Origin of the sequence: uncultured Massilia sp., from assembly GCF_913773735.1 — a bacterium.
Classification (GTDB): domain Bacteria; phylum Pseudomonadota; class Gammaproteobacteria; order Burkholderiales; family Burkholderiaceae_D; genus Telluria.
The window spans coordinates 65608-78832 of record NZ_CAJYEB010000034.1; the positions used below are offsets into that span (position 1 = coordinate 65608).

Sequence of the window (13225 nt, forward strand, 5' to 3'; positions counted from 1 at the left end):
TGTCGTACGGCGCGCATCGCAGGCCGACCGTGCGACGCGCGGTAGGTTTATCGAGCACCCATCAAGAAGATTTCCTGACGCGCAGATACCATTCGCACAGCAGGCGCACTTGCTTCGGTGTGTAGCCCTTCTCGACCATGCGCGCGACGAAGTCGGCGTGCTTGGTGGCGTCCTCGGTGCTGGCCTTCGCATTGAACGAGATGACCGGCAACAGTTCTTCCGTATTCGAGAACATCTTCTTCTCGATGACGCTGCGGAATTTCTCGTAGCTGGTCCACGCCGGGTTCTTGCCGCCATTGGTGGCGCGGGCGCGCAGGGCGAAGTTCACGATTTCGTTCCGGAAATCCTTCGGGTTCGAGATGCCGGCCGGCTTCTCGATCTTTTCCAGTTCGGCGTTCAGCGATTCGCGGTCGAAGCTCTCGCCGGTGTCCGGGTCGCGGAATTCCTGGTCCTGGATCCAGAAGTCGGCGAACGTGACGTAGCGGTCGAAGATGTTCTGGCCGTATTCCGAATAGCTTTCCAGGTAGGCCGTCTGGATTTCCTTGCCGATGAAGTCGACGTAGCGCTGCGCCAGGTGTTCCTTGATGTAGGACAGGTAGCGCTGCTCGGTCTCGGGCGGGAACTGCTCGCGCTCGATCTGCTGTTCGAGCACGTACAGCAGGTGCACCGGGTTCGCCGCCACTTCCGTGTTGTCGAAGTTGAAGACTTTCGACAGGATCTTGAAGGCGAAGCGCGTCGACAGGCCGTTCATGCCTTCGTCCACGCCGGCGTAGTCGACGTATTCGTGCAGCGACTTGGCCTTCGGGTCGGTGTCCTTGAGGTTCTCGCCGTCGTACACCAGCATCTTCGAATAGATGCTGGAATTCTCCGGGTCCTTCAGGCGCGACAGGATGGCGAACTGCGACATCATGCGCAGCGTGCCCGGCGCGCACGGCGCCTTGTCGAGCGAGGAATTGCGCAGCAGCTTGTCGTAGATCTTGATTTCGTCCGACACGCGCAGGCAGTAGGGCACCTTGACGATGTAGATACGGTCGAGGAACGCCTCGTTGTTGCGGTTGTTGCGGAAGGTCTTCCACTCGGATTCGTTCGAGTGGGCCAGCACGATGCCCTCGAACGGGATCGCGCCGAAGCCCTCGGTGCCCTTGTAGTTGCCTTCCTGCGTGGCCGTCAGCAGCGGGTGCAGTACCTTGATCGGCGCCTTGAACATCTCGACGAACTCCATCAGGCCCTGGTTGGCCAGGCACAGGCCGCCGGAATAGCTGTAGGCGTCCGGATCGTCCTGCGAATAATCCTCGAGCTTGCGGATGTCGACCTTGCCGACCAGCGAGGAAATGTCCTGGTTGTTCTCGTCGCCCGGCTCGGTCTTGGCGATCGCGATCTGCTTCAGGATCGACGGATAGCGCTTGACCACGCGGAACTTGTTGATGTCGCCGCCGAACTCGTGCAGGCGCTTGACGGCCCACGGGCTCGGCACGGTGCGCAGGTAGCGGCGCGGGATGCCGTAGTCTTCCTCGAGGATGGCGCCGTCCTCTTCCTCGTCGAACAGGCCGAGCGGCGACTCGTTGACCGGCGAACCCTTGATCGCGAAGAACGGCACCTGTTCCATCAGGTGCTTGAGCTTCTCGGCGATCGACGACTTGCCGCCGCCCACCGGGCCCAGCAGGTACAGGATCTGCTTGCGTTCTTCCAGGCCCTGGGCCGCGTGGCGGAAGTACGAGACGACCTGCTCGATCGCTTCCTCCATGCCGTAGAATTCGCGGAACGCGGGGTACGTCTTGATGACCTTGTTGGCGAAGATGCGCGACAGGCGCGGGTCGAGGCGGGTGTCGACCAGGGTGGGTTCGCCGATGGCGGCCAGCATGCGCTCGGGGGCGCTGGCGTAAGTCAGGGGATCCTTCTTGCAGAGCTGGAGATACTCGGACAGCGAGTATTCCTCTTCCCGGGTACGCTCGTAGCGGGCTGCGTAATTATCGAATATGGTCATGTGAATGTCCTCTAATGAGCTAACAACTGATCACTGTCCGACGGCCGCTGAAGTTGGCCGTCCAAGCCCCGGTTCTGGCCTGGCGCCTTGCGGGCGCCGGCTGTCGTTGTGTGGGGTCGCCGTTGATGTCTGGAGGTCAGAATGCTTTGGTCTGACACAAAACGAAGGGCGATGTTCTTGTTCTCATCCGGTTTGTACCGGTTCGTCTGGCGCCCGCTGAGAGCGTCTTCTTACGCGTATGAAATTTATTATGTGCTTATTAGTTCTCGAAGTCAAAACGCCGGAACGCACGCGTGCGCACGACGCCAAGCGCTTGAAACAAATAAGAAAACAAGGTTTTTTGGGAATCTGTCCGCACGCTTTTCCCTACCGGATTGCAGGTAGCGGCGCGGGCCACCGGACCCGGTTCGTGACGCCGTCCGCGGCCTTCATGTTTATGAAAAGGTCAATAAATAGTGCACCAAGTCGCTAAGCAGTGGCGCACGCGTTCCGCCGCGCCGTGCCGGGGCGTCGCGGGGCATGGCCGGCGAAAGCGGCGGGACGGGCGGGCCGGCCCCGCGCATGCGCTACACTGCTGCCTGATCAATCCAACCACCCGGTTCACCGTGGAGTCCCGATGCTGAACACACAGCTGCGCCATATGTTGCAGGCGATGCCCAAGGCAGAATTGCACATTCATATCGAAGGCTCGCTCGAGCCCGAACTGATTTTTGAGCTGGCGCAAAGGAACGGCGTCTCGCTCCCGTACCCATCGGTGGAAGCGTTGCGTGAAGCTTACGCTTTCACCGATCTGCAATCGTTCCTGGACATTTATTATGCCGGCGCCAGTGTCCTGATCACGGAGCAGGACTTCTACGACATGACCATGGCGTACCTGGAGCGCGCCGCGCGCGACAATGTGCGCCACGCCGAGATCTTCTTCGACCCGCAGACGCACACGGCGCGCGGCATCCCGTTCCGCACCGTGGTCGACGGCATCTGGCGCGCCTGCCAGGACGGCCCCATCAGCGCCACGCTGATCATGTGCTTCCTGCGCCACCTGCCCGAGAGCGACGCCATCGCCACGCTGGAGGAAGCGCTGCCGCTGCGCGACAAGATCATCGGCGTGGGCCTGGATTCGTCCGAGGTCGGCCACCCGCCGGAAAAATTCGCGCGCGTGTTCGAGCGCGCCCGCAACCTCGGGCTGCACCTCGTCGCGCATGCGGGCGAGGAGGGGCCGCCGGCCTACATCGAGAGCGCGCTCGACGTCCTGAACGTGGAACGCATCGACCACGGCGTGCGCATCCTGGACGATGCCGACCTGGTGGCGCGCGTGGCGCGCGAGCGCATGGCGCTGACCGTGTGCCCGCTGTCGAACGTCAAGCTGCGCGTGTTCGACGTGATGGGCAGCCACAGCCTGCGCCGCCTGCTCGACGCCGGCCTGGCCGTCACCATCAACTCGGACGACCCGGCCTATTTCGGCGGCTACGTCAACGACAACTACCTGGCCGCCTTCGACGCGCTGCCGCTCGACGCGGGCCATGCGCGCACGCTCGCGCGCAACAGCTTCGAGGCCGCCTTCCTCGAACCGGAACAGAAGCGCGCCTTCCTCGCCGAGGTGGACGCCTTCTTCAACCAGCAGCACTGACCACGGACGGGCGCCCGATGCTGATCCAATCCCTGCGGATGACCGCGCGCGACTGGCGCGCCGGCGAACTGCGCTTCCTGCTGGTGGCGCTGGTGGTGGCGGTATCGGCCCTCACCGCGGTCGGCTTCTTCGTCGACCGCATGAGGAGCGGCCTGGACCGCGACGCGCGCCAGTTGCTGGGCGCCGACCTGCTGGTCAACGCCGACCAGCCGCTGCGCCAGGACTGGCGCGACGAAGCCAGGAAGCGCGGCCTGGCGCTGGCCGACACCGTCACCTTCCCCAGCATGGCGCAGGCCGGGCAGGGCGTCGATTCGCAGGCGCTGCTGGCATCGGTGAAGGCGGTGTCCGCCGGCTATCCGCTGCGCGGCGAGGTGCGCACCACCACCAGCGTCGAGGATGCCAGCGAGGCGCTCGGCGACCGCGCCGAGGGCGTGCCGGCGCCGGGCACGGTCTGGGTCGACGTCAACCTGCTGCCGCCGCTGAAGGCCAAGGTCGGCAGCACCATCCAGCTGGGCGACAAGTCCTTCCGGATCGCGCGCCTGATCGCGACGGAACCGGACCGCGGCGCCTCGTTCGCGAACTTCGCGCCGCGCGTGATGCTGGCGCTGGACGACCTCGCGGCCACGGGCCTGGTCGACAACTATGCGCGCGTCATCTGGCGGATGCAGGTGGCCGGGCCGTCGGCCAACGACCCGCGCGCCGTGCAGGACTACGAACGGTGGCTGCGCGCGCGCATCGCGCGGGACAACGTCAAGGGCGTGCGCATCGAGACGCTGGAAAACGGCCGGCCCGAGATGCGCAACACGATCGACCGCGCCGAGCGCTTCCTGTCGCTGGTCGGCCTGCTGTCGGCGATGCTGGCGGCGGTGGCCGTGGCGATGGCGGCGCGCCGCTTCATGCAGCGCCACCTCGACGCGGTGGCCATGCTGCGCTGCCTGGGCATGACCCAGAACGAGGTCGGCATCCTGTTCCTGGTCGAGTTCGCGCTGGTGGGCCTGGCCGGCAGCGTGCTGGGCGTGCTGGTCGGCTTCGGCGCCCACTTCGTGCTGCTCGAGCTCGTGCGCAACCTGATCCCGGCCGCGCTGCCGCCGGTGTCGATCCTGCCGGCGCTGCAGGGCATCGCCACCGGCATGCTGCTGCTGGTGGGCTTCGCGCTGCCGCCCGTCCTGCAACTGCGCAACGTGCCGCACAACCGCGTGATCCGGCGCGAGCAGGCCGCGCCGCGCCCCGCCGCGCTGGCGACCTACGGCCTGGGCACCGTGGTGTTCGTCGGCCTGCTGCTGTGGCAGTCCGGCGACCTGAACCTGGCCCTGCTGGCGGCCGGCGGCTTCCTCGGCGGCTTCGCCGTGTTCGCGCTGGTCGGCTGGCTGGCGCTGCTGGGCCTGCGCCGCCTGCGCAACCTGTTCGCCCACCAGGGCTGGCGCTTCGCCATCACCTCGCTGCAGCGCCGGCCCGGCGCCACCGTCGTGCAGATCGTCTCGCTGTCGCTGGGCCTGATGGCGCTGCTGGTGCTGACCGTCGTGCGCGGCGACCTGATGGCGGCCTGGCGCCTGTCCACGCCGGCCGACGCGCCGAACCGCTTCATCATCAACATCCAGCCCGACCAGCGCGACGGCGTGGCGCGCCAGATCCGCGCCGCCGGCGTGGCTGATCCCACGCTGTATCCGATGATCCGCGGGCGCCTGGTGGCGGTGAACGGCGATCCGGTGACCAAGGACACCTACACCGACGACCGCGCGCGCGGCCTGGCCGAGCGCGAGTTCAACCTGTCCAGCACGGCCGACCTGCCGGCCGGGAACGAAATCTCGGGCGGCGCCTGGTACCGCGACGCGCCCGGCGTGGCCGAGGCCTCGGTGGAGCAGGGCCTGGCGCGCACGCTGCGCCTGAAACTGGGCGACACCATGCGCTTCGACATGGGCGGGCAGGTCGTGGAAGCGCGGATCACCAGCCTGCGCAAGCTCGAATGGGGCTCCATGCGCGCCAACTTCTTCGTGATCATCAACCCGGCCGCGATGCGCGACGCGCCCACGACCTACATGACCGCGTTCCACCTGCCGGCCAAGGGGATCGGCCTGGCCAACAGCCTGACGCGCGCCTACCCGAACCTGACCGTGATCGACGTCAGCGGCATCATCCGCCAGCTGCAGGACGTGCTCGACCAGGTCGTCGTCGCCGTCGAGTTCCTGTTCCTGTTCACGCTGGCCTCCGGCGTGCTGGTGCTGTACGCGGCGCTGATGGGGTCGCAGGCCGAGCGCACGCGCGAGGCGGGCCTGCTGCGCGCGCTGGGCGCCACGCGCGGCCAGCTGGCGCAGGCGCAGCGGATCGAGTTCGCGCTGGTCGGCGCGCTGTCGGGCCTGCTGGCGGCATCGGGCGCGGCGGCGCTGGGCTGGGCGCTGGCCGAGTACCAGTTCAAGTTCCCGTGGCGCTTCGAGCCCGGGGTGTGGGCGGTCGGGCTGGCGGCCGGCGCGGCGTGCGCGCTGGTGGGCGGGTGGCTTGGGCTGCGCAACGTGTTGCGGCAGCCGCCGTTGCAGACGCTGCGCGAGGCCTAGGGGTCAGAGCCTGGTGTTCAGCCTTAGGGTGCGCACCCCGTGCGCACCATCGCGTCCACATGGCCCCTGTTGCGTCGCGCCGACCATGGACAATCCGCCCACCCACGGCGCGCATCCGCTGCGCTATCATGGACAAATGTCCGATACCAAAGAAACCTCCCCGACGAACACCGTCGACGTCCAGGAAGCCGAATCGATGTACGAGATCATCGGCGGCGAAGCGCGCCTGCGCGAGCTGGTCGACCGCTTCTACGACATCATGCAGCTGGAGCCGGATTTCGCCGGCATCCACGCGATGCATCCGGTGCCCAACGACAGCTCGCGCGACAAGCTGTTCCTGTTCCTGTCCGGCTGGATGGGCGGTCCCAACCTCTACATCGAGAAATACGGCCATCCGATGCTGCGCGCGCGCCACCTGCCGTTCGCGATCGGCACGTCGGAGCGCGACCAGTGGCTGCGCTGCATGGCGATGGCGCTGGAAGACATGGGCTACGACTACGACGTGCGCCTGTCTCTGATGCAGGCCTTCTTCCAGACCGGCGACTGGATGCGCAACCGCCCCCACTGAGCGCGACCATGCCGACCGTCGAATTCATCGTGCTGGCGCTCGCGCTGCTGGCCGTGCTCGCCCTGCAGTGCCTGCTGCTGGCGCGCGCCCGCGCCGGTGGCGGCGGCGCCGAGCGCCACGCCGTCGAGCGCCTGGAGCGCGAGCTGCGCATGGAACTGCAGTCCAGCGCCCAGTCCACGCGCCAGGAACTGGCCGCCCACCTGGCCCAGAACCAGGCCGCCATCGCCCAGCAGCTGGACAATATGCGCCAGCAGATCCAGCTCAGCTCCCAGGGCGGGCGCGAGGAGCAGGCGCGCGCGCTGAAGCGCTTCTCCGACACGCTCAATGGCGCGCTGGCCAACCTCACCGAATCGAACGCGCAGCGCATGCTGGAAGTGCGCGCCACGCTCGAACACAAGATCCGCGACCTCCAGGCCGATAACGCCAAGCGCCTCGAGGAGATGCGCCAGACCGTCGACGAGAAGCTGCAGTCGACCCTGGAGACGCGCCTCACGGAATCGTTCCGCCAGGTGTCGGACCGCCTGGAAAAGGTGCACCAGGGCCTGGGCGAGATGCAGCAGCTGGCCGTCGGCGTGGGCGACCTGAAGCGCGTGCTGGTCAACGTCAAGACGCGCGGCACCTGGGGCGAGGTGCAGCTGGAGATGCTGCTCGAGCAGGTGCTGACCGTCGAGCAGTACGCCAAGAACGTCGAGACGGTGCGCGGCTCGAATGCCCGCGTGGAATTCGCGATCAAGCTGCCGGGCGTGGTCGACGGCGGCCCGCCGCTGTGGCTGCCGATCGACGCCAAGTTCCCGAAGGAGCAGTACGAGCGCCTGCTGGAAGCGGCCGAGCAGGGCGACGCCGACGGGGTCGCGCGCGCCGGCGCCGAGCTGGAACGGGCGGTGCGCGGCGAGGCGAAGACCATCTGCGACAAATACCTGGCGCCGCCGCAGACGACCGACTTCGCCATCCTGTTCCTGCCGACCGAGGGCCTGTACGCCGAGGTGATGCGCCGCCCCGGCCTGGCGGACGACCTGCAGCGCACGCTGCGCGTGACGATCGCCGGCCCGTCGACGCTGGCGGCGCTGCTGAACAGCCTGCAGATGGGTTTCCGCACGCTGGCGCTGGAAAAGCGCTCGTCCGAGGTGTGGCAGGTGCTGGGCGCGGTGAAGACGGAATTCGGCAAGTTCGGCGACGTGCTGGCCCAGACCAAGGTCACGCTGGAACGCGCGGCCCGCAACATCGAAAGCGCCGAGGTGCGCAGCCGCCAGATGGCGCGCAAGCTCAAGTCGGTGGAGGCGTTGCCGAGCGAGGCGGCGCAGCTCATGCTGGGCTCGGAGGACCCGGATCCATCGTAGGGTCGACGGCTCTGCCGTCCACGCATCCAACCCGCGTTTGATTATCCTCATCGCTTCAAAACGGGACGTGGCCATACTGCGCCGATGTCCCGATTCCGCCGCGCCAACCATGGCAACACATTCTTCTTCACGGTCGTCTCGTATCACCGGCGTCCGATTCTCTGCGATGCCGTCATCCGCACGGCCTTGCGCGAGGCGATCCAATCGGTGCGTCGCATACAACCGTTCGCCATCGATGGTTGGGTATTACTGCCCGACCACCTGCATTGCATCTGGACCCTGCCGCCCGACGATACCGATTTTTCGCAACGCTGGTTGCAAATCAAGCATCGTGTTTCCTATACGTGCGGCGACCTGTATCGCGTGCGTGGCAGCGATGCCGCGGTAAGGCGTGGCGAGTCGACGATCTGGCAACGACGATTCTGGGAGCACCAGATTCGTAGCGAAGCCGACATGCAGTGCCATATGGATTACATCCATTTCAACCCCGTCAAGCATGGGCATGTCGCAATGGCTGCCGAGTGGCCCTATTCCACGTTCTGGCGGTATGCGAAGGCCGGGATATATGCGGCGGATTGGGGTGGGAGGCCGGAAATCGAACGGCTCGATGTCGAGTAGGACGTCGCGTTCGCGCAGGCGGGGTCGGACGCGTGGACGGGGGACCCGTCCACCCTACGATGCGATGACGTCCCGTAGGGTGGACGGCTCTGCCGTCCACGCGTCCAACGATGAAAAAAGGTCAGATCAAGCCATCGAACAGCACGACATCCACCAGCTCGCCCACCTGCACAGTCCCCTGCCCATCCCCCAGCACCACCATGCAGTTCGCCTCCGACATCGAACGCAGGATCCCCGACCCCTGCGCCCCGGTCAGGCGTACCTCGGGCATGCCGTCGGCGCCGGTGGCGAGGATGCCGCGCTGGAATTCGGTGCGGCCCGGCTTCTTGCGGATGGTGGCCGCGCAGCGCGCCTTCAGCTGCGGCAGCGGCGCCTCGGCGCCCATCATGCGCAGCAGCGCGTCGCGCGCGAAGAAGTAGAACGAGACCATCACGGCGACCGGATTGCCCGGCAGGCCGAACAGGATGGCGCTGCGGCCGTCCGAGGCGATGCGGCCGAAGGCCAGCGGGCGGCCCGGGCGCATCGCCAGCTTCCAGAAGGCGACGTCGCCCAGGCGCTCCATGATGTCGCGCGTGTAGTCGGCGGCGCCGACCGAGACGCCGCCCGAGGTGACGATCGCGTCCGCGCTTTCGCAGGCGGCGCGCAGCGCCCGTTCCAGCGCCTGCGGGTCGTCGCGCACGACGCCCATGTCGATCACGTCGCAGCCCAGGCGCTGCAGCATGCCGTAGATCGTGTAGCGGTTGCTGTCGTAGACGCAGCCCTCATCCAGCGCCTGGCCGATCGAGCGCAGCTCGTCGCCGGTCGAGAAGAAGGCCACGCGCAGGCGCCGCCGCACCGGCACCTCGGCCACGCCCAGCGAGGCCATCAGGCCCAGGTCGGATGGACGCATGACGCGCCCCGCGACCAGCGCCGCGCTGCCGGCTGCGAGGTCCTCGCCGGCCAGGCGGCGGTTGTCGCCGGCGCGGATGACGCCGGGCGCCAGCACGATGTGTTCGCCGTCGACGGCCACCAGTTCCTGCGGCACCACGCTGTCGCAGCCGGCCGGCATCACGCCGCCGGTCATGATGCGGATGCATTCGCCCGGCTGCACGGTGCCGGCGTAGGCGCGGCCGGCATAGGTGGTGCCGGCCACGCGCAGGCGCACCGGCGCGTCGGTGCGCAGATCGCTGCCTTGCAGCGCGTAGCCGTCCATCGCCGAATTGTCGTGGGCCGGCACGTCGATCGGCGAGACGACGTCCTCGGCCAGCACGCGGCCCAGCGCGGCGCGCAGCGCCACCTGCTCGACGGCGCGCACGGGCGCGACGACCTCGCGGATGATGCGGCGCGCGTCGTCCACCCGCAGCGCCTCGGGGTCGTAGCCGGACAGGCAGCCGGCCACGTCCGCCAGGCGCGGCGGCCGCGCGGGATCGAGGCGGCGCAGCTCGTCCTCGGTATTGATGTTGCGGAAGGCCGGGACGTCGTCGAACACGACCTCGGCCAGCCTGTGCTCGCGCAGCCAGGCCTCCATGCGCCGCCCGCCGGCTTCCAGCCAGGCCGTCAGCGCCGGTTCCAGGCTCGCCTTGAGCAGGCAGAACACCGGATGCAGGCGGCGCTGCCCGTCCTCGACGGTGACGGCCACGGCCGCGTCGGCGCCTTGCGCCTCCAGCCCGGCCAGCAGGCGCGCGGCCAGGTCGTCCGGCAGGAAGGGCGAGTCGCAGGGCGCCGTCAGCAACAGCGAGGTGGCGCAGCGCCGCAGTCCCGCCTGCAGGCCGGCCAGCGGACCGGCGAAGCCGGGCGTGTCGTCGGGCCACACCGGCACGCCGTAGGCCGCGTAGGCGTCGAGGTTGCGGTTGGCGCTGATGGCCACCGTCGCCACCTGCGGCGCCAGGCGCGCCAGCGCGTGCGCCGCCAGGGTCGTGCCGCCGAAGGCCTGCAGGCCCTTGTCGGCCCGGCCCATGCGCGCGCCGCGTCCGCCGGCCAGGAGCAGGCCGCTGATCGAGTCTTTGTTCATGTGGTCAACCGCCGATGTAGGACATTTCGATCTTGCGCCGGGACGGGTCGCCGCCCAGCCCCGCCGTGTCGAGCGTGCGGGTCTCGGAATAGCGGTCCGCGCGCTGGCGCCACATGCGGGCGATGGCCGACGACATCTCGGCGTCGCTGCGCCCGCTGCGCAGCAGTTCGCGCAGGTCGTGGCCGCGGGTGGCGAACAGGCAGGTGTACAGCTTGCCCTCGGTGGACAGGCGGATGCGCGAGCAGTCCTGGCAGAACGCCTGGGTGACGCTGGAGATCATGCCGACCTCGCCGCCGCCGTCGACGTAGCGCCAGCGCGCCGCCGTCTCGCCGGTGTAGTTCGGGTCGACCGGTTCGAGCGGCATCTCGGCCGAGATGCGCCGCACCAGTTCGCGCGACGGCACCACCTCGTCCATGTTCCAGCCGTTCGACGCGCCCACGTCCATGTACTCGATGAAGCGCAGGATCGTGGGCGAGCCCTTGAAGTGGCGCGCCATCGGCAGGACCTGGTCGTCGTTCATGCCGCCCTTGACCACCATGTTGACCTTGATCGGACCCAGGCCGGCGTCCTGCGCGGCCTCAATGCCGTTCAGGACGTCGGCCACCGAGAAGTCGACGTCGTTCATGCGCCGGAACACCGCGTCGTCGATGGCGTCGAGCGAGACCGTCACGCGGTCCAGGCCGGCGTCCTTCAGCACGCGCGCCTTGCGCGCCAGCAGCGAGCCGTTGGTCGTCAGGGTCAGGTCGAGCGGCCGGCCGGAGGGCGTCGGCAGGGCGCGCAACTGCGCCACCAGGCGCTCCAGGTCCTTGCGCAGCAGCGGTTCGCCGCCGGTCAGGCGGATCTTCTCGACGCCGTGGGCGACGAACAGCGACGCCACCCGCGCGATTTCCTCGAAGCTCAGCAGCGAGGAGTGGGGCAGGTAGGGGTAATTCTTGTCGAACACTTCCTTCGGCATGCAATAGACGCAGCGGAAGTTGCAGCGGTCGGTGACGGAGATGCGCAGGTCGTGCAGGGGGCGGCCGAGCGCGTCGGCCAGCAGGCCGGTGGGCGCTTCGAGGGTGGGCGGAACGGCCATCGCGGGAGCGCGCGCATCGGCCATCATGATGATTTTCTCGGACATCCCGCTACGATAGCAGAAGGCCGGCGACGGCGCAGGCGCCCAGCAGTCCGATCGTTCCGATGTTGTAGCGCAATAACGCCACGAGGGCCAGCACGCCGATGGCGATCGCCGGCCAGCGCGGGGCGTCGCCGTCGAGGAAGACGTGGGCGCCGAAGTAGACGGCCAGGCTGGCGATGACGCCGACCACGGCCGCCGAGATCGCCGTCAGCGGCGCCGTCATGCGCAGGTTGCCGCGCGTCGCCTCGACCAGCGGCCCGCCCGCCAGGATGAACACGAACGAGGGCAGGAAGGTGAACAGCGCGGCCGTGCCGGCGCACAGCACGGCGGCCAGCAGCGGCGCGTCGGCATGGGGGCCGTGGGTCCAGCCCCCGACGAAGCCGACGAACGCGACGATCATGATCAAAGGACCGGGCGTGGTCTCGCCCAGCGCCAGGCCGTCGAGCATCTGGGGGCCGGTCAGCCAGCCGTAGTGCGCGACCGCGTTCTGCACCAGGTAGGGCAGCACGGCATAGGCGCCGCCAAAGCTCATCAGGGCGGCCTTGGTGAAGAACCATCCCATCCGGGCCGGCATCGCGCCGGCGCCCCAGGCCGCGGCCAGCGCCGCCCAGCAGGCCAGCACGGCGACGCAGCCGGCGGCGGCGGTCAGCCCCAGCCGGATCCAGGAAAAACGCGCGTGCGCCGGCGTGGGCGTGTCGTCGTCGATCAGCGCCGCGCCGCGCGACGCGCCGGCATCGCGCGCTGCGCCGCCGGGGACGAAGCGCCGCGGGGACAGGCGCGCACCGGCGAGCCCGGCCAGCGCCGCGCCGAGCACGACGACGGGGAAGGGCAGGCCGAGGACGGCGATGGACAGGAAGGCCGCCAGCGCCACGCCGGCCAGCGCGGCGTTCCTGAGCGTGCGCCGCCCCAGCCGCCATGCCGCGGCCAGCACGATCGCCACCACCGCGGGCTGGATGCCGGCCAGCACGCCGGCGAGGACCGGGACGTCGCCCCATGCCACGTAGATCCACGACAGCAGCACCATCAGCAGCAGCGACGGCAGCAGGAACAGGACGCCCGCGGCGATCGCGCCGGGCGTGCGGTGCATCAGCCAGCCGATGTAGACGGCGAGCTGGGTCGCCTCGGGGCCCGGCAGCAGCATGCAGTAGTTCAGCGCGTGCAGGAAGCGGCGCTCGGAAATCCAGCGGCGCCGCTCCACCAGGTCGGCATGCATCATGGCGATCTGGCCCGCCGGGCCGCCGAAGCTCACGCAGCCCAGCTTCAGCCAGTAGCGCAGCGCGGCGCCGGCCGTCACGGCGGGCACGGGGGAGGCGTGCTTGGGCACATCGGGCGCATCGGGCGCATCGGAAGGCGCGGTCACTGGCGGCGTAGCGTGCATGGGGCTGGCGTCGGGGGAGAACGCCATTGTACCCGTGGCGTGCGGCACGCAGGGCTT

Annotated in this window: 9 protein-coding genes; 5 read left to right on the forward strand and 4 right to left on the reverse strand. The window is 68.6% G+C overall.

Features of this window, described 5'->3' with window-relative positions:
- Nucleotides 1-61: 61 nt before the first annotated feature.
- Nucleotides 62-1984 (reverse strand): PrkA family serine protein kinase, encoded by a 1923-nt coding sequence (locus tag QZ749_RS16745; RefSeq protein WP_296949107.1) that lies wholly within the window; start codon nucleotides 1982-1984, stop codon nucleotides 62-64.
- 616 nt (nucleotides 1985-2600) lie between these two features.
- On the opposite strand from QZ749_RS16745, the gene QZ749_RS16750 reads away from it, so the two are divergent.
- The 5 genes from QZ749_RS16750 (at nucleotide 2601) to QZ749_RS16770 (ending at nucleotide 8683) form a co-directional block, all read left to right on the forward strand.
- Nucleotides 2601-3611, forward strand: coding sequence for an adenosine deaminase (locus QZ749_RS16750; protein WP_296949108.1), 1011 nt, complete (start codon nucleotides 2601-2603; stop codon nucleotides 3609-3611).
- A 17-nt stretch (nucleotides 3612-3628) separates the two neighbouring features.
- On the forward strand, nucleotides 3629-6160 hold the full coding sequence (locus QZ749_RS16755; RefSeq protein WP_296949109.1) for an ABC transporter permease: 2532 nt from the start codon (nucleotides 3629-3631) through the stop codon (nucleotides 6158-6160).
- Between the two features lie 136 nt (nucleotides 6161-6296).
- The gene (locus QZ749_RS16760) at nucleotides 6297-6728 is read left to right on the forward strand and encodes a group II truncated hemoglobin (protein ID WP_296949110.1); all 432 of its coding nucleotides are present in this window, start codon (nucleotides 6297-6299) and stop codon (nucleotides 6726-6728) included.
- 8 nt (nucleotides 6729-6736) lie between these two features.
- Nucleotides 6737-8065: a DNA recombination protein RmuC gene (locus QZ749_RS16765; protein WP_296949112.1), complete on the forward strand. Its 1329-nt coding sequence runs from the start codon at nucleotides 6737-6739 to the stop codon at nucleotides 8063-8065.
- 84 nt (nucleotides 8066-8149) lie between these two features.
- On the forward strand, nucleotides 8150-8683 hold the full coding sequence (locus QZ749_RS16770) for a transposase (RefSeq protein ID WP_296949114.1): 534 nt from the start codon (nucleotides 8150-8152) through the stop codon (nucleotides 8681-8683).
- A gap of 121 nt (nucleotides 8684-8804) precedes the next feature.
- Here the strand turns inward: QZ749_RS16770 and glp are convergent, their stop codons facing one another.
- From glp to chrA, 3 genes are read right to left on the reverse strand one after another with little or no spacing between them, the layout of a single operon-like run.
- On the reverse strand, nucleotides 8805-10673 hold the full coding sequence (gene glp / locus QZ749_RS16775; RefSeq protein ID WP_296949115.1) for a gephyrin-like molybdotransferase Glp: 1869 nt from the start codon (nucleotides 10671-10673) through the stop codon (nucleotides 8805-8807).
- Nucleotides 10674-10677: 4 nt separating this feature from the next.
- Nucleotides 10678-11793: a GTP 3',8-cyclase MoaA gene (moaA, locus tag QZ749_RS16780; protein WP_296949117.1), complete on the reverse strand. Its 1116-nt coding sequence runs from the start codon at nucleotides 11791-11793 to the stop codon at nucleotides 10678-10680.
- 4 nt (nucleotides 11794-11797) lie between these two features.
- A complete protein-coding gene (gene chrA, locus QZ749_RS16785) occupies nucleotides 11798-13168 on the reverse strand; it encodes a chromate efflux transporter (protein ID WP_373896829.1) in 1371 nt (456 codons plus the stop codon).
- Nucleotides 13169-13225 lie beyond the last annotated feature (57 nt).